This window comes from Staphylococcus sp. MI 10-1553 (assembly GCF_010365305.1).
Taxonomy (GTDB): Bacteria; Bacillota; Bacilli; order Staphylococcales; family Staphylococcaceae; genus Staphylococcus.
The window spans coordinates 1,334,638-1,358,177 of record NZ_CP048279.1 but is presented as its reverse complement, the minus strand read 5'-3'; the positions used below and the strand labels follow the sequence as shown (position 1 = coordinate 1,358,177).

Sequence of the window (23,540 nt, the reverse complement as noted above, 5' to 3'; positions counted from 1 at the left end):
AGCATTCTCTAAAATCAGTCTAAAGTTGGATAGTATCCTACTGGTAAATCATTGAAAAATTTATCATAATATGAATAAAGGAGGAATTTTATGCGAGAAAACGATAATGAACAACAACCAAAAGAACAACAAGAAATGCATCAAAATAAACACAGAGATGATGGTCAACGTGCTTCACCTTATCGTACGTCAACCCCTCCAAGGCAACCTCATTTCCCATGGCTTAAAGTGATTCTCGTTTCACTACTTGCTGGTATTTTAGGTGCACTCATTGTAGTCGGGGCTACGGGCGGGTTTTCTAACATCTTTCCTTGGGGCAATCAAAATGGTTCGGATGTCAAAGTGGCAAGCGATCAAAAAGGCGGTAATTCCCTTGATGGCAAAAGTCATAAATACAAATCAGTGCACGAGATGATTAATGACCAAGCACCATCCATTGTAGGTGTTATCAACGAGCAACGTGCCCAAAATTTAGATGATTTATTACAAGGTAAATCTGCTAAAGCTGAACCAACAGGCATCGGTTCGGGTGTCGTTTATCAAAAAAATAATGGAGATGCCTTTATTGTTACAAACAACCACGTGATTGAAGGTGCTTCTTCAATTAAAGTACATTTACGCAATTCTAAACAAGTCGATGCAAAACTTGTCGGCACTGACCCACTGACAGATATTGCTGTTCTTAAAATTAAAGACAGAGATGATATTAAAGCGATCACATTTGGCGATTCATCAAAAGTTAAAACAGGTGATACTGTTTTCGCTATGGGTAATCCACTTGGACTCGAATTTGCGAACACAGTCACTTCAGGTATTATTTCTGCAAGCGAACGTACAATTGAAGCTGATACGTCTGCAGGTGCAAACAAAGTAACAGTACTTCAAACAGATGCAGCGATTAACCCTGGTAACTCAGGTGGTGCGTTAGTTGATATAGACGGTAACCTTGTAGGTATTAACTCGATGAAAATTGCAGCACCACAAGTTGAAGGTATTGGATTTGCGATTCCAAGTAACGAAGTGAAATTAATTATTGGCGAACTCGTGAAACACGGCGAAGTGAAACGCCCTTCTATCGGTATCGGCATGATTAACGTTGCGGATATTCCAGAACAATATAAAACAAATAGTGGCGTAGATTCTGGTGTGTATGTCGCTCAAGTACAACGACGTGGCATTGATATTGAAAAAGGCGACATCATCGTTGCCATTGACGGACATAAAGTTGAAAATGACACAGATTTAAGATCTTATCTCTACAAAGATAAAAAACCTGGAGATCATATTACACTCAAAGTCAACCGCAATGGTAAAACAAAAGACGTCAATGTCACATTAACAGAATCAAACACATCGTCATAAGTTTAAAGTAAAAGAGATTAAGCAACCGAACATTGCCTAATCTCTTTTTTAAATGATTATTGATAATTCACCATGAAATATTTTTTCTTACCACGACGAATAATCGTAAATGTATCATCGTAACGGTCATCACTTGATAATGTATAATCTAAATCTTGTTGACGTTCACCATTAATATAAATCGCACCATTCGCAATATCTTCACGGGCTTGACGTTTTGAAGAAGAAATTTTTGTCTCCACTAACGCATCCACTAAATTTGTCGTCTCATTGGATAATGTCACTTGTGGGACGTCTTTGAAACCTGCTTTAATCTCTTCAGCTGATAATGATTTCAAGTCACCTTTGAATAATGCTTGTGAAATTCGTTGTGCTTCGGTTAACGCGTCTTCACCATGAATGAAACGTGTCACATGTTCAGCAAGTGTCGTTTGTGCTTTTCTTAAATGCGGTTCTTCTTCAACAGATTTTTCTAAAGCTTCGATGTCTGCTTTAGATAAAAATGTAAAGTATTTTAAGAACTTGATCACGTCATCGTCACTTGTATTAATCCAAAATTGATAGAATTCGTATGGACTTGTTTTTTCAGGATCTAACCATACCGCACCTGATTCAGATTTTCCGAACTTTTTACCGTCAGCTTTCGTCACCAATGGAATCGTAAAACCGTAAGCATCCGTAACCCCGTACATACGACGCATTAATTCGATACCACTCGTAATGTTACCCCATTGATCTGAACCACCAATTTGAATTTTACAGTCATGTACGCGATTGAGATGACCAAAGTCGATCGCTTGCAAAATTGTATACGTAAATTCAGTGTACGAAATACCATTTTCAAGACGTGATTGAATTGAATCTTTACCGAGCATGTAATTCACGCCGACATGTTTACCGTAATCACGTAAAAATTCGATTAACGAAATTTGGCTTAACCAATCATAGTTATTAACTAAAATCGGACCATTTTCAACATTGAAATCAAACAATTGCTCCATTTGCTTTTGAATACCACGCACATTTTTGTCAATTTGCGCTTCAGTTTGGAGCACACGTTCTTCAGATTTACCAGACGGATCACCAATCATTCCTGTACCGCCACCTACTAACACAATTGGACGGTGACCTGCTTCTTGAAAGCGACGCAATGTTAAATAAGGTAATAAATGTCCGATATGTAAACTATCAGCCGTTGGATCCGCGCCACAATAAATTTTTACTTCTTCTTTATTTAAAAGTGCTTCGATTCCCTCTTCATCTGTTTGCTGGTAGACGAGACCTCTCCAACTTAATTCTTCTAACAATGCATTTGCCATAAAATAACCTCCTTAAAAAATAAAAAAACACCACTTACATCTACGTAAGGGCGCAATTTGCACGGTACCACCATACTTGGGACTCTTACAATGATACGTTCATTGCTAACGTTGAAATCTGTTGCTGAGGTGTATTCATAAACATGCGATTATCAGTTCACAGCGACCACTGACTCTCTTAAAATCTACAAATTTACTACTTGTTCTCGATTTCAATGCTTAATGTGATTGCTATTCATTATATAGATTTATATTTTTAAAGTCAATCATCAAATGATAATCTACTTCTACTCACATTTTTAAATATGCTATACTATTGATAAAAATCAATGGAGGTTTGTGACTGATGAAGACGAAAGAACGACGTGAATTAACGACGCATACTTCATTCGATCGCTACGACTTTTACATGCGAAAAATGAAGCAATTCATCATCTCGTTCGTTCTTTTCATGCTCATCGGATTAATTTTTGTGTGCGGTTTATTGCTTGGCTATTTTGCGAGTATTGTGTCAGATTCAAAATCACTCAATGATCATGACTTAGTCCAACAAGTCACTCGCCTCCCAGAACTTGATAATGACCAACCTGACGACACGGATTACATTGCTCTATATAACGAACAAGAACCTAGCTTAATCGCAGGGCCAGCAGAAGTTTCGCCCTATGTTACAAAAGCATTGGTCGCTTCAGAAGACGCTGATTTTTATGTACATAATGGCGTGTTGCCTAAAGCGATATTAAGAGCGATGTTCCAAGATATTTTTGATACACAGTTCCCAACAGGTGGCAGTACGATTACACAACAACTGATCAAAAACCAAGTCCTCACAAAAGAACGGACATATGATCGTAAAGCAAAAGAGATTATGTATGCGATGAGAATTGAACACATTTTAACTAAAGATGAAATCATTTATACGTATTTGAATCTCGTGCCTTTTGGACTCGATACGAACGGCCAAAATGTGACAGGTATCACTTCAGCGTCATACGGTTTATTCGGCAAACCTCCTAAAACATTGAACTTAGCTGAATCTGCTTATCTTATCGGATTATTGCAAAGTCCATACGCTTATACACCGTTCAATCATGACGGTTCACTTAAAGATGAAGATGACGTCTCTTTTTCAATTCACCGTCAACATTACGTATTGAAACGAATGTTAGTGGAACAGATGATTTCTAAAGATGCGTATGACAAAGCACTCAATTACGATATTTATGCACATTTGTATGATTAATATAAGTCGTCATGATACGCCAATTTTATAAAGAAAAGGTCTGGGATGAATGTGCCCCAGACCTGTCATTTTATTTAAAAATCATCAATGCTACGAATTAGAATAATCCTATCGCATGGCCGTCTTCTGTTACGTCCATTTTTAACGCAGCTGGTTTTTTCGGTAATCCTGGCATCGTCATAATTGCACCTGTTAGCGCGACGATAAAGCCCGCACCTGTTTTAGCTTCAAGTTCACGAATCGTAATTTCGAAATCAGATGGTGCACCGAGTTGTGTTTGATCATCTGAGAATGAATATTGTGTTTTTGCCATACATACTGGATAATGATCCCAACCGTTCGCTTTAAACTGCGCTAATTGTTTTTGTGCTTTTGATGTAAACGTCACTTTAGAACCACCGTAAATCACTTTAACGATTTTCTCAATTTTCTCTTCAAGTGGCATTTCGAGTTCATATAAGCGTTTGAATTGTTTAGGTTCGCGGATGACTTCAAGTACTTTTTCTGCTAAATCCGTACCGCCTTTACCACCTTTTTCCCATACTTCTGTCAACGATAAACGCACACCATTCTCTTTTGCCCATTGTTGTACGAATTCAAATTCAGCATCCGTATCATGAATAAATGCATTTAATGCAACTACAGGTTCAACACCGAATTTGCGAATATTTTGGACGTGACGTTCTAAGTTTTTGATCCCTGCTTTAAGCGCAACTACATTTTCTTCTTTTAGCTGATCTTTAGCGACACCACCGTGCATTTTTAGCGCACGAATCGTTGCAACAATCACGACTGCATCCGGTTCAAAATTTGCTTTACGTGATTTAATATTCAAGAATTTTTCAGCCCCTAAATCAGAACCAAAACCAGCCTCTGTCACGACGATATCTGCCAAATCACGTGCTGTTTCTGTTGCGATAATTGAGTTACAGCCGTGTGCAATGTTCGCAAAAGGTCCACCGTGAATCAATGCAGGTGTGCCTTCGATTGTTTGTACGAGGTTCGGTTTAATCGCATCTTTTAAAATCATGGCTAATGCGCCTTCTACACCTAAATCTTTAACAGTGACAGGTTGACGATCACGTGTATAACCTATCGTAATTTTCGAAATACTTTCTTTAAGGTCTTTAATACCTGTACTTAAACAAAGAATCGCCATAATTTCTGACGCTACAGTAATATTAAAACCATCTTCACGAGGCACCCCTTGTGTAGGTCCACCAATGCCGACAATCACTTGACGTAAAGCACGGTCGTTCATGTCTAATACACGTTTCCACTCAATACGACGTTGATCAATGCCGAGTTCGTTACCTTGATGAATATGGTTATCTATAAAAGCTGAGAGTGCATTATTAGCTGTTGTAATTGCATGGAAATCACCATTAAAGTGCAAATTAATATCTTCCATTGGGAGCACTTGCGCGTATCCACCGCCTGTTGCCCCACCTTTAATGCCAAATGTTGGCCCAAGTGCTGGCTCACGTAAAGCAACCATCACATTTTGATTGATGTGTTGGAATGCATCAGCTAGGCCGACTGTCACTGTGGATTTCCCTTCTCCAGCAGGTGTCGGGCTCATGGCTGTCACAAGAACGACTTTTCCTTTTTCATTTTTAGTTTGAATTTTGGAAATGTCAATTTTCGCTTTGTAGTGTCCATATTGCTCGAGCGCATCTTCGGAAATACCTGCTTTTTCAGCAATCTCCTTAATTGGTTTTAATGTCGATTGATTTGCAATTTCTAAATCTGATAAATGACTCACATTATTCAACCCCTTAATCAATTTGAGAAATGATGACGTTATGTAAACGCATACAAATAAAATATATCAAGCTGTTTCAATCTTTATCATAACGAACAATGGGGTGATTGTCGAACAAAAACAGGTAGACATATTTGTAATTCAGTGACTTTTTCAGACTATTGATTTGAGTCTTTATTGAACAGTGACATGCGTTGAAGCAGCATTTGAATTTAAAGTTACTGTGTTGACCTATGAAATCAAATTGCGCTATTGATGATTAATCTTTTAACAATTTTAAAAGGCCTAGACATCCAATTGTCCAAGCCTTTTCGTAGTTGTTTTGCTTTAATCTTCCATTGTACTTAGGTCACCAGTTGGTAAATCGAGCTCCCATGCTTTTAACACACGGCGCATAATTTTACCTGAACGTGTTTTCGGTAATTTATCTTTAAATTCAATTTCTCTCGGTGCAGCATGAGCAGCTAATCCTTCTTTAACAAATTTACGAATATCTTCTTTTAATTCATCAGAAGGCTCATAACCTTGACGTAACGCGACGAATGCTTTAATGATTTCACCACGCACTGGATCAGGTTTACCAATGACACCCGCTTCTGCCACTGCTTCATGTTCTACTAATTTAGATTCTACTTCAAATGGACCGACACGTTCACCAGCAGTCATAATCACATCATCGACACGACCCTGGAACCAGAAGTAACCATCTTCATCTTGGTAAGCTGAGTCGCCGGATACATACCAATCACCAATAAAGTAAGATTGATACTTTTCAGGATTTTTCCAAACTTGACGCATCATTGAAGGCCATCCCTTTTTAACCGCTAAGTTACCCATGCGATTCGGTGGTAAAACGTTGCCTTCATTATCGATAATTGCTGCTTCAATACCAGGCAGTGGTTTACCCATTGAACCGAGCTTAATATCTTCTGCCAAGTAGTTCACAATCATATGACCACCTGTTTCAGTCATCCACCACGTATCAAGTACACGTTTGCCATAGACCTTTTTCGCCCATTTGATCACTTCTGGATTGAGGGGCTCCCCAACGGATAAAATGCTACGTACAGACGATAAATCATACTTTTCGACTAAGTCATCACCTGCACTCATGAGCATACGTAACGCAGTCGGTGCAGTATACCAAATCGTTACTTTAAAGTCTTCAATCATTGCGTACCAGTTCTCTGGTGAAAAGCGACCTCCAGCGATACAGTTCGTTACACCGTGAAGCCATGGCGAGAAAATACCATAAGATGTGCCTGTCACCCAACCGGGATCGGCAGTACACCAATAAACGTCATCTTCTTGAAAATCAAGTACATATTTACCCGAAATGTAGTGCAGTAACATCGCTTCTTGAACATGCAATACCCCTTTTGGCTGACCTGTTGAACCAGATGTATAATGCAAAATTAAGCCATCTTCACGGTCTAACCATTCCATATCAAACGATGTCGATGCTGTTGCCAACTCATGATTAAAGTCTACATATTGCGCATCAACTTCATCATCAACGACGACAATCGTTTCTAAATTTGGCAGTTGCTCTTGAGGTATACGCGATAATAAACTATTCGTCGTAATAATGACTTTCGCATCACTATTTTCTAAACGGTCTTTCACTGCCTTTTCCATAAATGCTTCAAATAAAGGGCCTACAATACCGCCCAATTTTAAAATGCCAAAAAATGCAAAATAAAGTTCTGGTGTACGAGGCATGAAAATGAAGACACGATCCCCTTTTTGTACATTCGCCTTATCTTTCAACACATTGGCAGCTTGGTTTGATTTTTCTTGTAAATCTTTAAATGTATAACTTTCTTTTCGTCGATTATCTTTATAATTCAAAGCGATTTTATCTGCTTTACCTTCATTTACATGCCGATCAATGCATTCATATGCCATGTTGATTTTTCCAGTTTCGTACCAAGAAAATACTTTCTCTACTTCTTTCCAATCAAACTTGTCATATGTTGCTTGATAATCAGTTAAATTGAAGTTGCCTTGATCCCCTTTGTAAACTTCGACTTTCATCACAAGTACCCCCTTGTATTGTGTAATCGCTTTCAAAACTAATATCATTATACCTTATGCGCGTATTGTTTTCAAAAAATTATACTTATTCGGAATTTAAGGTGAAATTAAGTAAGCGTTATCATATAATAACAATAGTGCAATATGTAAGAAAGGAGATGTGCCCATGAAACATATTAAAACTTATGAACATGAAAGCTATACTGTTGACGGACAAACTTTTATCATTGAAGGCCCTGTTTCTAAAACACAATTACAAACTTATACTTTTGACGAGGGTCTCGACGCATTTCGAATTCCTATTGAGCAATTTGAGGCCATACAGGATATCAGTACGTTAGACGAGGGGCGCATTTACATCATTCGAAAGGAAAATCACATCATCGGTTACGTGACGTATTTATATCCGGACCCGATGGAAAGGTGGTCTGAAGGTCAACTCCCCTATTTGTTGGAGCTCGGTGCGATAGAAATCAGTTTAGCCTACCGAGGATTAGGATTAGGACGCATGTTGTTAAAAGTGAGCACACGTAGTCCTGAATTAGAAGATTATATTATCATTACGACTGAATACTATTGGCATTGGGATTTGAAAAACTCAAAATTAGACGTTTTCGAATACAAGAAATTAATGCAGCGGATGATGTCGAATGGTGGCCTAGAAGTATTTGCAACCGACGACCCAGAAATTACAAGTCATCCTGCTAACTGTTTAATGGCACGTATTGGCAAGAACATCACAGTCGACCAAATGGAAGCTTTTGATGATATTAGGTTTATGAATCGTTTCTTTTTCTAAGGGGGGATGTGATATGACAAATCATTCACAACGAGAAACGGGATATGTTTATTCTGATGCATTACTGCGCTATCGCTTCCATAATAAACACCCATTCAATCAAATGCGGGTCAAACTGACGACTGAATTATTACTATCGACAGGTTATTTATCTAAAGCACAAATTATTAAACCAAGACAAGCGACCATTGATGAAATTGCGATGGTTCATAAATATGATTACATACAAGCGGTGATGCGTGGTGAAAAAAATCTACTCGCTCCTGATGAACAACAAAAATACGGTTTAGATGACGAAGATACACATGTCTTTTCTCGCATTCATCGGAGCACTGCGACCATTATCGGTGGTGGCTTAAATTTAGTTGATGCCATTATGGAAGGCAAGTTTCGCAATGGCTGTCATTTAGGTGGCGGTTTACACCATGCACATGAAGGACGCGCGAGTGGTTTTTGTGTGTACAATGATGCAGCGATTTATATTAAATATTTGAACGAAAAATATCAACAACGCGTACTATATATCGATACTGATGCGCATCACGGTGACGGCGTGCAATGGACGTTTTATACATCCAATCAAGTGATGAACTATTCCATTCATGAAACGGGTAAATTTTTATTTCCAGGTTCTGGTCATTATACTGAGAGAGGCACAGACCAGGGTTTTGGCTATTCAATCAATGTCCCACTCGAACCGTATACAGAACACGACTCATTTTTAGAGGTTCTTAAAAAGACGTTGAATCAAGTCGCTGAATCATTTCAACCTGATTTTATTGTCAGTGTGAATGGTTCAGATATTCATTATTTAGATCCATTAACGCATATGAGTTGCGATTTAAATACACTGTATGAAATTCCTTATATCATTACCGAAGTCGCTGAAAAATATTGTGGTGGCAAGCAAATCATGTTAGGTGGCGGCGGTTACAATATTTGGCGTGTTGTACCAAGAGCTTGGAGCCATATTTACCTCAGCTTAATCCACCAACCCCGACTTCACGGGCGCTTACCTGAAGACTGGTTGAACAAATGGCGTCATTACAGCCCTGTCCCCATCCCTGAATATTGGGAAGAACAGTATGACGATTATCAAGAAATACCCCGACGTTCAGAAATTACAAAACAAAATAACCAAGTCGCTGAAAAAATATTAAGTTGGTTTTAAGAACCATTAGGAATTGAATAAAAAACCACTGTCATGGGGTCACTACTTACGCCTCAAAAAAAGAAAGGCTGAGACATTAACGTAATCTTAGCCTTTCTTAATATTTATACCTTTTCGTATGTTCAATTCATGATTAACGTGTTGTGCCACGATATTGAATTTTATGTGGCAAAATCACATTTGGATTTTCGATATCTTCATTATTCATATATTTCGTTAACAGACGCATCCCTACCGCACCGATATCATATAAAGGTTGAATGACACTTGATAATTGCGGTCTTACCATTTCAACTAAACGTGTGTTGTTGAAGCTGACCACTTGAATGTCTTTAGGTACTTCTAAACCATGATCTAACGCACCGTGAACAATACCAATCGCTTGTTCATCACTAATAGATAATACCGCATCTGGTTGATAGTGACTTAACTTTTCATATGCACGTAAACCATCTTTATACGTTTCATTACCGACATATAATAAATGTTCATCGACCGCAAGTTGATGTTGTTCTAACACTTCTTTAAGCCCTTCATAGACATCTTCTTGTGCTTTTTTAGAATAACCACCGCCAACGAAAGCAAACTTTTTAGAACCTGTATTAACTAATTGCTCTGTCACTTCTTTACTTGCTTGTACGAAATCAATGTTAACGGATGCAATACCGTCGTCTTTACCATTTGTTCCTGATACGACAACAGGAATAGATGCACGGCTAATTTGCTCTTTAATCTCATCAGTAAGTGTGCCACCGAGGAAAATGATACCGTCAACTTGTTTACTTAATAAATTATTAAAGATTTCTTTTTCTTTCTCAGGATCATCATCAGAGTTAGAAATAATCGTATGATATTTATACATCGTCGCAATATCTTCTAATCCTCTTGCTAATTGTGAGTAGTAGATGTTAGAAATATCCGGAATAATCACACCTACTGTAGTCGTTTTTTTACTTGCTAACCCTCTTGCTACAGCATTTGGACGATAGTTTAAACGTTTAATTACTTCATTCACTTTATCTCTTGTTTCGGGTTTCACGTTTTGATTACCATTCACTACACGTGATACCGTCGCCATAGATACTCTTGCTTCTCTCGCCACATCATAAATGGTTACAGTCATAATCGTTCCTCCTAGAAAACGCTTTATTTAGTATTATAATAAGTTTTCATGTCATTTTCAAAGTGTATCATAATTTTAACGACCAAAACATCTAAAACGCTTTCTTGTCATTGATTTGTCAAATTTATATCAAATATTTTTTTAGCAACTTCATTTTAAATAATGACGATGGATACAAATATTAACCAATGAGCATACGGATGATATAAATACTTGATTGCTTATAAAAGTTTGTGCAATTGATGTGAATAAACGGAATGTCGTATGATTTGAAATAATGTATCTGCAATTGGGGATATGGCGTCAATCATAAAATAGGTATCGAAATCGTTTGTAACGGAGGCTTAGTCTACATATCAAGATACAATAAAAAGGCAAGCCCCTACTTACATTGTAGGATTTTGCCCTTTTTACGATTAATCTATTATTTCAATTTCTTGTTATTGTACATATCAGCTAAAGGTTTGATGACGTTGTAGAATTCATTGAACTCATTTAAGTCCATTTGTTGACCGCTATCACTTAAAGCGACTGCAGGTTCAGGATGTACTTCTGCCATTACGCCATCAGCCCCTACTGCAAGTGCTGCTTTCGCTGCTGGTAACATAATGTCTTTGCGACCTGTACTGTGCGTCACATCAACCATGACTGGTAAATGCGTACCTTGTTTTAAGATCGGTACTGCTGAAATATCTAATGTGTTACGTGTCGCTTTTTCGTAAGTTCGAATACCACGTTCACATAAAATAATATTTTGGTTCCCTTCTGATGCAATGTATTCTGCAGCGTATACAAACTCTTCAATAGTTGCAGATAAACCACGCTTTAATAAAATTGGTTTACGCGTACGACCTGCTTCTTTTAATAATTCGAAGTTTTGCATGTTACGTGCACCAATTTGGAAAACATCCAAGTATTGATCAGCCAGTTCAAAGTCGTTTGGATGAACAATTTCACTCACAACATTGAGGTCATATTTATCTTTCATTTGTTTAAGTATTTTTAATCCTTCTTCACCTAGGCCTTGGAAGTCATATGGTGATGTACGTGGTTTGAATGCACCACCACGAATGAATTTTTCGCCTTTCGCTTTCAAATCTTTAGCCACTGCATCGATTTGATCATAAGATTCAACCGAACATGGACCGAAGACAAAAGATTTTTGGCCTTCACCAATAATGCCACCATTTTCAAAGTGTACAATCGTATCTTCAGGCTTTAACTTACGTGAGACATACAAATGTTTTTCATTATCTGATTTTTGTAAATCTGTTGAGGCTTTAAAAATTTCTTTAAACAGTTGTTTAATTACATTATCATTAAATGGGCCTTGGTTTTTATCAATCAGTGTGTTTAGCATTTCTTTTTCACGTTGAGGATCATAAATTACAGTGCTTTGTTTACGTTTTTCCTCACCGATTTTTTGTGCTAATTCACCTCGTTTTGATAATAAGTCCAATATTTGATCGTTAATGTCTTCAATCTGTTTTCTGTACGTTTCTAATTTACTTGTCATCATTTTTCACCCCAACCATTTTTCTAACTCGCTTTAAAGTAGTAAAATTTAAAAGTAGATATTGAGTATACTAACAATAATATGTAGCAATTTCAACCTTTTAAGTCTAATTCGATTAAAAATATTTTCTAGTATGTTATAAAATGTAAAGTATCCATTGTCATATGTCAATGAATAGAAACTATGTTGTTTAATTCTAGCGCTATATATTTTGAAAATTAATATAACTTATCATTGTAAAAAGTTGAGCTTGTGAGATGATATATCACTCACAAGCCCAATTAGATATAAAGCAATCATTGTATAATACACTTTACAATTAATCGTTAAATGTATGTTTTTCTACTTTTTGATTTGTTTTTTTAGCTTTTTCCGTTACTTTTTTACTGCGATTTGCTTTATTTGATGTCGTTGCTTTTTTGGCATTTGAAGTGCTGTTCGATTTTGGCGTTGAAGCTGGTGCTTTAGTTTTGTCAGCTGTTTGTTCTTCACTTGTAGCTTTTGGTGCATCCTTTTGTAACGTTGATGTTGATTGTGTTGTCGTACCTTGACGATCATGCGTAATCAAACCATTTTCAAATGTTGCTTCACCGTGAGAATTTTTTGGAACTGTTGCGTTTGCTTTTACAGCACCGACTGTTTTCCCTTGGTCATTGACTTGTGCATTCGTACTTTGACCTTTGTCTTGTAAGCGGTCCGAATCGACTTCACTTCGAATTGCGCGTTGTTGTGCTTGGACTGTACTGTCTTTAGTTGACTGTGCTTCAGATTCGCCTTTATCATTCACTTTTACATTTGCATCTTTTCCACGTACAGACGTATCTTGCAAACGATCTGATTCCACTTCATTTTGAATCGCACGTTGTTGTGCAGCTACTGTACTGTTCTCTGTTGATGGCGTTGATGCTTCAGTCTCTTGTTGCTTTTGAGACTGTCTTTGTTTTGCTGCTTGAGCTAAACCTGTTGCTGTCACAGCTTCTGTCGTTGATATCGCAACAGATGCTTGTGAAGCAGATTGTTCACGTGGTGTTTGGGCTTCTAATCGATCTGAATCCACTTCATTACGAATTGCGCGTTGTTGTGCAGATCGTTCATCAGTTGTCGGTTCGTCCTTGGCTATTTTTGATTCTTCTCTCACACGGCGCGCTTGTGCTTTTAATGCTTCTGCTTTACGAATTGCTTCTTCCTTAAGTGCAGAAGAAGGTTCAACATTTGCGGCCTGTTGTGAACTTTTACGTTGTTGCGCAGAACCTTGCTTTAAAATTAAGCCTAATGCACTCCCTAAAACAGCTCCAGCGATAAATCCAAATACAAAGTCTAAAGGTTTATATCCTGGTTCGTATTGAGGAACCTCATAGCTTTCTAAACCTTTCGTATACAAATCACGGTTATATTTTTCCATCTTCAATTTGCGCCTCCTATAATAAATACACTTAAATCAAGTATGAAAACTCATTTAAGTGCATTCTGTTTAAAGCTTATTTAACATGACAACACTTATTTTGAATCTGTGTCATTCAATGTTGTGTATTTTGTGTTTACATCACTAGGATTTGTTGCAAAATCGTTAATGTTTTTGTTTTCATATTGGTTGTTTACTAATTCTTCATTAGATAAAGGTTGACCATTATGGTTTGCATTACGATTTGCATCAGCTGCTACGTTGTTCGTTTTGTAAGCTGCACTACCGCGACGGCTTTTTCTATTTTGCCATTTGTCAGCGATTTCCATTGCAACGTTTGACCATTGAACAACTTGTGAAATTTTGTCTTCATTTTGAGAAATGTTATGCGTGATTGAGTGTGTTACTCGATCAACAGAACCATTTAATGTTTGTACTGAATCACCAATACCTTTAACCGCATCTACAACAGAGTTTAAGCGATTGGCTTTGTCTTGTACGTCTTCGGTTAAACGATTCGCTTTGTGTAGCAAGTCTGTTGACTCACGCGTAATCCCTTGAATCTGTCCTTCTACGCCATCAAGTGTTTTAGCCACATGATCCAAGTTCTTTTTAACAGAAACCAATACTACAACGATACCGATTGCTAAAATAAGAAAAGCAATTGCTGCGATGATTCCCGCGATAGGTAAAATCCATTCCATTCCTAAACGCCTCCTAATTGACTTTAAAATGATATGCTATTTATTTTAATTAAATACCCAACCTATTCGAACTCAAACATTAAAACTGCTGTTCAACGCCAATTTTTTCCATGTAGGCTTTAAGAATTTTTTGAATATCTCCCGCACCCATAAATAAAAGTACAGCGTTGTCGTGCCTTTGCAGTTGTTCCACGCTATCCTCATCAATCAAATACGCGCCATCGACTAATTTTAATAAATCATTAATAGATAACTCGCCTTGATTTTCACGAATGGAACCAAATATATCACAAAGATACGTTTGATCTGCAAGGTTTAACACATCTGCAAACTCTTGTAAAAATGCTTTCGTTCTAGAGAAAGTATGTGGCTGGAATATAGCCACTACTTCTTTATTTGGATATTTTTTTCTAGCTGTCTCAATTGTAGCACTAATTTCCCTTGGATGGTGTGCATAATCATCAACTAACACTTGATTTTGAGCAAATGTTTCATTAAAGCGACGTTTCACACCACCAAATGTGATTAATGCTTCTTTAATGTTATCAATATTTAAGTTTTCAAGATAACTAATCGTTAATACGGCTAATGCATTCAAAATATTGTGATCGCCATATTGCGGTGAAATAAAATGGCCATAGAATTCGCCTTTGACATACACATCGAATTCTGTACCGCGGCCTGTAACTTCAATATTTTGCGCATAAACATCCATCGACGCATCAAAACCATAGTAATACACTGGAATATCTACTTCGATATTTTTAACGTATGGATCATCGCCCCATGCAATAATCGCCTTTTTCACATTTTTCGCCATGCCTTGGAATGCATTGATGACATCATCTACATCTTTAAAGTAGTCTGGATGATCGAAATCAATGTTCGTAATAATGGCGTAATCTGGTGAATAACTTAAAAAGTGACGCCGATATTCACACGCTTCAAATGCAAAATATTCACTTTGTGGCAAGCCCATACCAGTCCCATCACCAATTAAAAAGGATGTCTTTTTATCCCCATTCATAACATGAGAAAGTAGCCCTGTTGTCGAAGTTTTACCATGGGCACCTGTTACTGCCACAGAAACATATTCATTAATCACTTCACTTAAAAAATCATGATAGCGAATGACTTTTAATCCGTGTTCATGTGCGCGAGCGATTTCTTCATGTGTATCTTTGAAGGCATTACCTTGAATGATCGTTAGCCCTTCTTTAATATTGTCCGCATCAAAAGGTAAAATTTGAATGCCTTTATTTTTTAATGCAATTTCAGTAAAAACGTACTGGTCGATGTCTGATCCTTGAACTTCATAACCAAGATCATAAATAATCTGTGCTAATGAGCTCATACCAGCACCTTTTATACCAACAAAATGGTATCGTGTCATTGTGTCATCGCTCCTTTCTCTATTTCCATTAAAGCTCACTTAATTCCGACTCTGTCAAATAAACATCACGTGGTTTAGAACCATTTGCGCCTGAGATATAACCTAATTGTTCGAGTTGATCAATAATGCGTGCTGCACGGTTATAACCGATTTGGAAATGGCGTTGAATTAATGACGTTGAAATATGTTGTTCTCGCACCATAAATTGGCACACTTCATCAAAGCGTTCATCTCTGCTAGGTGCCTCATTTTTTTCTAACAACTCTTTTTCTTGAAATAAGTATTCTGGCTCGCGTTGAGCACGGATGAATTCAACAACTTGATCAATTTCTTCATCTGACACAAATGTTCCTTGTACTCTGATAGGTTTGTTCATACCACTTCCTAAATACAGCATATCGCCATAGCCAAGTAAACGTTCAGCACCGCCACTATCCAGTATTGTTCTAGAGTCCACACTAGATGATACCATAAATGCAATACGAGTTGGAATATTTGCTTTAATTAATCCCGTGATGACGTTCACTGATGGACGTTGTGTCGCGACAAGCATATGAATACCACAAGCACGTGCCTTTTGAGCTAATCGTGCAATGGATTGTTCAACATCTTGTGGTGCCATCATCATCAAGTCAGCCAATTCATCAATCACGATGACAATTTTAGGTATACGTTGATCATAACTTACTTTTTTATTGAAGGCAGAAATGTTTCGAACGTGATGATGTGCAAACAATTTAAAACGACGTTCCATTTCATCGACAGCCCATTTCAAACTTTGTGTAGCAGCTTTTACGTCTGTAATGACAGGTGCAACTAAATGTGGCAAGCCATTATACGGTGCAAGCTCTACCATTTTAGGGTCAATGAGTAAAAGTCTCAGCTCTTCTGGATGATTGCGATACAATAATGAAATTAAAATACTGTTAATTGACACAGATTTACCTGAGCCTGTCGCACCCGCAATTAAGGCATGTGGTGTTTTCGCAATATCCATCAACAATGGGTCATTATTGATACGATTCCCCATCGCTACGGTCAATTTGGATTCAGCATTTTTGAATGCCGTATGACTTAATAAAGAACTTATATTGACTTTCGCCGTTTGTGGGTTAGGGACTTCAATGCCGACTAAACTTGTGCCAGGAATTGGGGCTTCTATACGAATATCTTTTGCTGCAAGTGCCATTTTAATATCGTCTTGTAATGCTGTAATTCGTGAAACTTTAACGCCACGCTCCACCGACAATTCAAAACGCGTCACACTTGGTCCCTCGACAACATTCACGACTTCTGCTGGTACATTAAAGTAGTAGAATGCGTTATTGAGTTCTTCTTTTTTCTCAGCAATCCAATTTTCATCTTGTTCATGTTCTTCAGGTGCTTCAAGTAAATCAAGACTCGGCAACTTCAAATTCGGTCCACGACGAATAGTTTTCACTTCTTGTTGTGGTTGTGACTGCTGACTGGCTTCCGTTTGTGTGTCTCTATGTACATGTTCAGTTGCCGTTTGAGGTGACGATTGTTGTTGTTCAACAGGTTGTTCAGGACACACTGGTTGCTCAGTTGCGGTTTGTGAAGATTGAACTATTGTTTCCTCTTTTTTTGCCTGTTGTTGGCGTGACATTAATCTCTTTTTATCTGAAGGTGTCATGACAACGTTAAATGGTTTACTTCCTTTTCGAATCGGCAGTTTATACGATTTTGGTTGTTCGATTTGTTGTGACAGTTTTAGTTCCACAGATGGTTGTTCAGTTTTTAGCGCATCGTCTTGAGGTTTATCGTCATTTTCATCAGTTTTTTCAAATGTTTCATCTGATGGTACAAACTCTGGCTTCAACTCAGGCTCAAGTTTCGGCATTGTAACAGCTTGTTGTGCTAATTGTTCGTCTATGTCATCATCTTGTACAACTTCACCCGTTGAATCACTATCATCTGCATTATCAACCTGTTCACTAACCGTTTCGTCAGTCTCCATTTCATCAAGTGATGCATCATTTTCAACTTCAACGACTTCAAATTCAATATCCGAAGCGTCAGTTTCAGAATTGTATTCTGTCGTTTGTTTAGAAGCTGATGCTACTTGTTCATGGGTATCATGATGTTGTTGTACCTCATCCTCTTGAGATGATTGAGACACATTGTCAAGCGGCACCTCTTCAATATCAAATCCATTTTCAGCAATCTCTTCATTTGTCAACATATTGCTGTCAACATCGTTTTCTGACACCACTTCCGATAAATCGACCTCTTCATATTCAAAACCGGGATCAAATGTAGAGGCATCATCATTTTGTTCAGTCGTTGCACCTAATGTCCCTCCGTAGTGTGTATCCTCAGAGATTTTTTCATCAGCGGACTCAGCATATTGATCACCTAGCAGTTGACGTGCTTGTGCAGAATACATTTCGTCAATCGCTTTTTGAATATCAGGATTCGCATGTTGTTCATAGGATTCTCGTTTCTTTTTAAGCGCCTCTTTGAAGTTTTTCTTCTGTAACATTTTCTTCTCACGTTCTCGACGTATCTCCTCAACTATTTGAGAAGCATAAATGTTTTCGAAATGAATCGTATTTTGACGACGTGAAGGTGATTTGGATTTTCCAGTACGTGCTGTTGTTTGGTTTTGTGTCGACGCTGTTGACCGAGCTTTTGATATTGATTGTTGTACTGCCTGTTCACTTTTTTGTGTCTGATGCTTTGATTTACGTGCTCCTGGTGGTTGATTCAATCCACTGTTTTCAATTTTTTTCGGTTGCTTCGTACCAAAAATGGCAGACGGTACTTCACTCGCTTGGAATGGTTTTTGATGATAATTCGCCTTAACGACAAAATCATCACTGTTCCGTTTTGTTTTTTTTGAACGCTGTGAAGATTGCGCATTGAATGTATAGTCGTTCTGATGATGACTTCGATGCGTTGGACTTGTATCACATGTTTGCTGTTGTTCATAGTAATGCACTTGTTGCACACCCCGATGTCTACGATGTTGACGATCAACAGTAAAGGAAGGACGACGATGATGTGATGGTGTATGCATTGTCACATCGTGTTCTTGAGTCGTATTTGTCTGTTGATGCTGACGTTCCATCTCTTCGTCATGCATCTCAATTGGAAACCGGAATTTTCCACGAGGTCGTTGATAAACATCTTGACTTTGTTGGACAAAAGATGCGTGTTTCTGTTCACGAGATGCTTCACTTTTTCTTCTTCGTGTTGAACGTTGTGACGATTGATCTTTATCATCCTCACCAAATAATTGATCAAACCAGCTCATTTATTTTCACAACCTTCCTCTATTCATCAAAAAATGGTTGACCTACTCGATAATGATCATCTAATACCATAATCCCTTTCTCTTGTGGCGCATTCGGTAAATTCAACTCTTTCATTGAACATACCATCCCACTTGAAGGGACACCTCTTAATTCTGCATCTTTAATGATCATACCACTTGGCATGACCGCGCCAACTTTTGCGACAACGACCTTTTGACCTTGATCAATATTAGGTGCACCGCAAACGATTTGCAATGTTTCAGTGCCTACATCTACTTGAACAATACTTAATTTATCCGCATTTGGGTGTTTTTCTTTCGATTGAACATAACCTACTACAAACTTTGGTGACAAGTCTGCCTCAATTTGATAATCAAGGTCGGTGTTATCAATCATTTTTTGAATCTCTGCAAGCAATGTCTCCGTTAATTTAATATGCCCGACACCATCAATATTTAAATGATTTGTCGCTTCAAATAAATTAAAACCTACAATTTTTTGATTGTTTTTAATAGCGATGACATCACCATGACGTTCATACTCAAATGGTCCTTCGCCTTGTTCAAGTTGTAAAAATGCCACATTTCCTACACCAGTTGGATTAAAAAACAAATTCATCTTCATTACTCCTCATTATTATTGTTAATATCTTTCGTTGCTCGCAAATGATGGACAACGTTTGGATTTTCATTAGGTTTCTGCTTGTTGTTTTTACCTAAAATAAATATCGGTTCGAAATGACCGTTCTCATAAGCAAAAGAGAGTGAAGTAATCGGAACAAGCCCTTGTGCGAAAAATTCCATCGTCAAATGCGCCATAATATCGTAACCTGTTTTATTACGAATATCTGCAATCAGCAACACATCTTGATGAGGGACCGCAACAAGCATTTCCCCTTCACACCGTTCTTCAAATTCAGCTAACAATTTCGCATTCATAATCCGACTCGCATCATAGCCATCATTTTTATTAATGAAATAAAAAATGTTCCCTTTGACTTCATCAGTCGTAAATGAATTTTCTAATTTTCTAACATTAAACATCGCCATTTCTTTAAGCTGTTGCTGGGACAAATTTAAAGACTGCATTAAATCTTCATCAATCAAACGATATGATTTACCAAGATCGAGTGCATAATACACGCGTGTTTCAGCTGTGTGAGGTTCAGTAATAAACGCCTTCCCCTCTTTCGTCTGTCGATCAAAACTTGTCGCACGAATCACAGGCATGACACGAATTTCATCTAATGTCTTATGTGATTCATCTTTCATTTGTTGAATCGTTTCTTCTACATAATAAATAATCTCATCAACAATATTTTCCTGTCCTTTATTGTACTTTGCAACAACCGGCGAAAGTTTAACAGTGATCCCTTTATGATTATCTTGTCGATAAATTCTTAATGATTCTTCGTCACGATTAAATTGATAATCGACGTCTAAATGTGTTAATCGCGATTTGATTAAGTCTCTCATTTTAAAGACATTCATGTTTTCACTCCTAATTGCACGCCTTATATTAGTTTACAATAAATATACCCTTAGGACTAGAAAAAAACCATGTCCTAAGGGTTAAAATCTCATTAAAATTGACTGAGGAATGCGTCAATCTGTTCAATTGTTTTTCTTTCTTTACCAATGTATGAACCGACTTGTTGTCCATTTTGATATACAAGGAAGCTTGGAATGCCCATAATATCGTGTTCAATCGCTAAATCAATAAATTCATCGCGGTCGACTTTCACGAATTTAAAATGTGCATATTTCTCTTCTAACTCAGGCAATCCTGGTTCAATGACACGACAGTCACCACACCAATTTGCGCTAAATAAAAATACAGTATTGTCGTTGGCAAAGTCTTTAAATTGTTGTTCGCTTTCTAATTGAATCATCTTCGTCACTCCTATTGATATTGTAATTGTTCTATCGTTTCAAGATTTAATGTTTGAATGGATGCCGTTAACCATGTTTTGGCTGCTTGATAATCTCGAATATCAAATACAGCATCAGTGCTATGAATATAACGTGCGCATACACCGATGACAGCTGTAGGGACACCGATATTCGCTTTATGAATTGCACCACCATCAGTACCGCCCGGTGAAATGTAATGTTGATACGCGACACCATGACGTAACGCAACGTCTAGTAAAAATGTTTTAAATGCCGGTTTCAACAACATCGTGCCATCTTTAATACGTAATAATGCCCCTTCTCCGAGCACGCCGGATAAACCTTGACGTCCTTTCATGTCATTCGCAGGGGAGCAGTCAACAACGAATGCCACATCCGGATCCACTAGACGCGCTGCTGCTTCTGCGCCACGGAGACCGACTTCTTCCTGAACATTCGCACCGACGTACAAATCAAAGTCTAATGTCACATCTTTTAACTGTTCTAACAACTCTAACGCGATGACACAACCATAACGATTATCCCAAGCCTTTGTGGCATATCGATACTCTGATAATTGTAAGAGTTCTGTATGAGGCACAATCGCATCTCCAATTTGAATGCCTCTATTGTATACAGCGTCAGCATCGCTTTCTCCAATATCGAGGAGTAAGTCTTCAATTCGAGGTGCTTGTTCCTTTCCACTTCTAAAATGTTTTGGGATATTCGCAACGACACCGATGATTTCTTCGTCTTGTTGCGTCATAATTTTTAAGCGTTGACCTTGCCAAATGTCATTTGCGACACCACCAAGTGCAGTAAACTTGATGAAGCCTTGTGGTGTCACCTCAGTAATCATAAAACCGATTTCGTCCATATGTGCCGCGACCATGACACGTTTCGCATTCGGCTTACCACTTTTTTTCACGCCATAAAAACCACCCATACGATCATCTACAAACGCATCTACGTAAGGTGCCATCATTTTCTTCATATATTCACGGATATGATGCTCAAAGTTAGGAGCACCGTGCATTTCCGTTAATGTTTTGATTTTATCTATTGTATTATTCGACATGACACACACTCCTCTGAATTTTTATTCTCTTTACTTAGTATATCATCTTTGTTGTGGTAAACTATAATTAAGTCTTCAACAAGGAGATGTGGAAAATGATATCGAAAAAAAACTGGCCTTTATTGATTCCCATTTTAATCCTTAGCCTTTTAGCAGGAAGTTATTTTTACGTGCTGAATATGAACAAACAAAAATACATATCAGCTGATAAAGTCATCCAATCTGTGAAGGGCTATTTCAGACATGTCACAGGTTCTTATATTTTGTATGAACCCACGACATATCGTAAATTCGGTATTGAATATGAGGTTTATAAAGGCGGCATCACTGCTGAGCGACACGGAAAAACATTTAACTATGAATTTATTGCAGATGCATATAATGGCCAAATCATTGATATTATAGAAATCTAACGTTGCTCATCTCAAAGGTGAACTAGCATAGCCACATTTACAGTGGTATGCTGGTTCACTTTCTTTTTAATCAACATTCTCACGTAAAATAGACGCTTCGACACTTTTTAAGTCATGACTCAATTTCGCCGCAAAATGTTGGACATCGTGATAAAACAAAAACCAATATTGATGCGCGACATAATAATGTGTGAGTCGCTCTTTTTCACGGATAGATTGCATAGGATAATCATCATAAGCAGATACCCATAATGGATTGCGATGTGCGGTCGTACTTAAAATATCAGCCATATGCACAGCCTTTTCGCCTTCACTTTCAATCTCGATGACTGCATGACCGAAACTATGGCCACCTGTATGTTTCATTTTAATTCCTGGATAAGGTTCTATGTCATCTTCAAACAGAATCAATTTTGCTTCATATGTTCCTCTATTCATCGGCCAATACGTCGCTTGACTCCGAATATTAGGGGCAATAAATTCATGCCATTCATCTTGTTGAACATAGTGCCACGCATTAGGAAATTGGGCTTGACCATTCGCATCTGTTAAACCTGTCGCATGATCAAAATGCATATGCGTCATCAACACGATATCAATATCCTCACGTGTTAGAGAGAATTGTGCGAGTGATGCATCAATGTCCGATTCATATCGTACACCGTAATTTCGCAATTGCTTTTCGGTTAATTTTCCATTGCCAATCCCTGTATCGATTAAAATATTTTTATCTCCAGTTCGAATGAGTATGGGGTAAGTCGTTAATGGGACTTGGTTCTTATCATTCACTGGATATTGACGTTCCCATAACGGTTTAGGAACGACACCAAAAATAGCCCCGCCGTCCATCTGTGTAAATCCTCCGTTTAATGAATCAATTTGAAACTTGCCTAATTGCATGTTGAACACCTCAATTTCATTTTACGCATTTCCATTATCAACGAAAGCTTAGTAGCGTTTCAAGTCTGAGCACTCAAGTGTTCATTTAACATTAATAAGTGCAACAAAAAAGCAATGGGTGTGATTTTTAGTCACTCACATTGCT

Annotated in this window: 19 protein-coding genes; 5 read left to right on the top strand and 14 right to left on the bottom strand. The window is 37.8% G+C overall.

Going from position 1 to position 23,540, the window contains the following annotated elements; all coding sequences use genetic code 11:
- Positions 1-90: 90 nt before the first annotated feature.
- Positions 91-1,362 carry a S1C family serine protease gene (locus GZH82_RS06295; protein ID WP_162681758.1) on the top strand — a complete coding sequence of 424 codons (1,272 nt, stop codon included), beginning with the start codon at positions 91-93 and terminating at the stop codon, positions 1,360-1,362.
- 56 nt (positions 1,363-1,418) lie between these two features.
- Here GZH82_RS06295 and tyrS read toward each other — a convergent pair whose 3' ends face one another.
- Positions 1,419-2,681, bottom strand: coding sequence for a tyrosine--tRNA ligase (gene tyrS, locus GZH82_RS06290; protein WP_162681757.1), 1,263 nt, complete (start codon positions 2,679-2,681; stop codon positions 1,419-1,421).
- Positions 2,682-3,027: 346 nt separating this feature from the next.
- Between tyrS and GZH82_RS06285 the strand changes: the two genes are divergently transcribed.
- The gene (locus GZH82_RS06285; RefSeq protein WP_162681756.1) at positions 3,028-3,924 is read left to right on the top strand and encodes a biosynthetic peptidoglycan transglycosylase; all 897 of its coding nucleotides are present in this window, start codon (positions 3,028-3,030) and stop codon (positions 3,922-3,924) included.
- Between the two features lie 97 nt (positions 3,925-4,021).
- Here GZH82_RS06285 and GZH82_RS06280 read toward each other — a convergent pair whose 3' ends face one another.
- Together GZH82_RS06280 and acsA are read right to left on the bottom strand one after the other, a co-directional pair.
- A complete protein-coding gene (locus tag GZH82_RS06280; RefSeq protein WP_162681755.1) occupies positions 4,022-5,689 on the bottom strand; it encodes a formate--tetrahydrofolate ligase in 1,668 nt (555 codons plus the stop codon).
- Positions 5,690-6,016: 327 nt separating this feature from the next.
- A complete protein-coding gene (gene acsA / locus GZH82_RS06275) occupies positions 6,017-7,726 on the bottom strand; it encodes an acetate--CoA ligase (RefSeq protein ID WP_162681754.1) in 1,710 nt (569 codons plus the stop codon).
- A 166-nt stretch (positions 7,727-7,892) separates the two neighbouring features.
- Here acsA and GZH82_RS06270 point away from each other — a divergent pair, with 166 nt between their 5' ends.
- Both GZH82_RS06270 and GZH82_RS06265 read left to right on the top strand, forming a co-directional pair.
- Entirely contained in the window at positions 7,893-8,525 is a 633-nt protein-coding gene (locus GZH82_RS06270) for a GNAT family N-acetyltransferase (protein WP_096545001.1), read from the top strand.
- 13 nt (positions 8,526-8,538) lie between these two features.
- On the top strand, positions 8,539-9,696 hold the full coding sequence (locus GZH82_RS06265) for an acetoin utilization protein AcuC (RefSeq protein WP_162681753.1): 1,158 nt from the start codon (positions 8,539-8,541) through the stop codon (positions 9,694-9,696).
- A 133-nt stretch (positions 9,697-9,829) separates the two neighbouring features.
- Here the strand turns inward: GZH82_RS06265 and ccpA are convergent, their stop codons facing one another.
- The 10 genes from ccpA to GZH82_RS06215 all read right to left on the bottom strand — a co-directional run bounded on the left by ccpA (position 9,830) and on the right by GZH82_RS06215 (position 22,091).
- A complete protein-coding gene (gene ccpA / locus GZH82_RS06260; RefSeq protein ID WP_162681752.1) occupies positions 9,830-10,819 on the bottom strand; it encodes a catabolite control protein A in 990 nt (329 codons plus the stop codon).
- 424 nt (positions 10,820-11,243) lie between these two features.
- The gene (locus GZH82_RS06255; RefSeq protein WP_162683021.1) at positions 11,244-12,335 is read right to left on the bottom strand and encodes a bifunctional 3-deoxy-7-phosphoheptulonate synthase/chorismate mutase; all 1,092 of its coding nucleotides are present in this window, start codon (positions 12,333-12,335) and stop codon (positions 11,244-11,246) included.
- Between the two features lie 319 nt (positions 12,336-12,654).
- Positions 12,655-13,737, bottom strand: coding sequence for a hypothetical protein (locus tag GZH82_RS06250; protein WP_162681751.1), 1,083 nt, complete (start codon positions 13,735-13,737; stop codon positions 12,655-12,657).
- 95 nt (positions 13,738-13,832) lie between these two features.
- Positions 13,833-14,441 (bottom strand): DUF948 domain-containing protein, encoded by a 609-nt coding sequence (locus GZH82_RS06245; RefSeq protein ID WP_162681750.1) that lies wholly within the window; start codon positions 14,439-14,441, stop codon positions 13,833-13,835.
- A 79-nt stretch (positions 14,442-14,520) separates the two neighbouring features.
- Positions 14,521-15,834: a UDP-N-acetylmuramate--L-alanine ligase gene (murC, locus tag GZH82_RS06240; RefSeq protein WP_162681749.1), complete on the bottom strand. Its 1,314-nt coding sequence runs from the start codon at positions 15,832-15,834 to the stop codon at positions 14,521-14,523.
- A gap of 28 nt (positions 15,835-15,862) precedes the next feature.
- Positions 15,863-19,111, bottom strand: a complete 3,249-nt coding sequence (locus GZH82_RS06235; RefSeq protein WP_162681748.1) for a DNA translocase FtsK — start codon at positions 19,109-19,111, stop codon at positions 15,863-15,865.
- A 19-nt stretch (positions 19,112-19,130) separates the two neighbouring features.
- The gene (ytpR, locus tag GZH82_RS06230) at positions 19,131-19,730 is read right to left on the bottom strand and encodes a YtpR family tRNA-binding protein (RefSeq protein ID WP_162681747.1); all 600 of its coding nucleotides are present in this window, start codon (positions 19,728-19,730) and stop codon (positions 19,131-19,133) included.
- Between the two features lie 5 nt (positions 19,731-19,735).
- Positions 19,736-20,602, bottom strand: coding sequence for a DUF1444 domain-containing protein (locus tag GZH82_RS06225; RefSeq protein WP_162681746.1), 867 nt, complete (start codon positions 20,600-20,602; stop codon positions 19,736-19,738).
- A gap of 92 nt (positions 20,603-20,694) precedes the next feature.
- Entirely contained in the window at positions 20,695-21,003 is a 309-nt protein-coding gene (locus GZH82_RS06220; RefSeq protein WP_162681745.1) for a thioredoxin family protein, read from the bottom strand.
- An 11-nt stretch (positions 21,004-21,014) separates the two neighbouring features.
- Positions 21,015-22,091: a M42 family metallopeptidase gene (locus GZH82_RS06215; RefSeq protein ID WP_457853108.1), complete on the bottom strand. Its 1,077-nt coding sequence runs from the start codon at positions 22,089-22,091 to the stop codon at positions 21,015-21,017.
- 86 nt (positions 22,092-22,177) lie between these two features.
- Here GZH82_RS06215 and GZH82_RS06210 point away from each other — a divergent pair, with 86 nt between their 5' ends.
- The gene (locus tag GZH82_RS06210) at positions 22,178-22,495 is read left to right on the top strand and encodes a hypothetical protein (RefSeq protein ID WP_015729333.1); all 318 of its coding nucleotides are present in this window, start codon (positions 22,178-22,180) and stop codon (positions 22,493-22,495) included.
- Positions 22,496-22,561: 66 nt separating this feature from the next.
- On the opposite strand, the gene GZH82_RS06205 is transcribed toward GZH82_RS06210, so the two are convergent.
- Positions 22,562-23,395 (bottom strand): YtnP family quorum-quenching lactonase, encoded by an 834-nt coding sequence (locus GZH82_RS06205; protein ID WP_162681743.1) that lies wholly within the window; start codon positions 23,393-23,395, stop codon positions 22,562-22,564.
- Between the last annotated feature and the right edge of the window lie 145 nt (positions 23,396-23,540).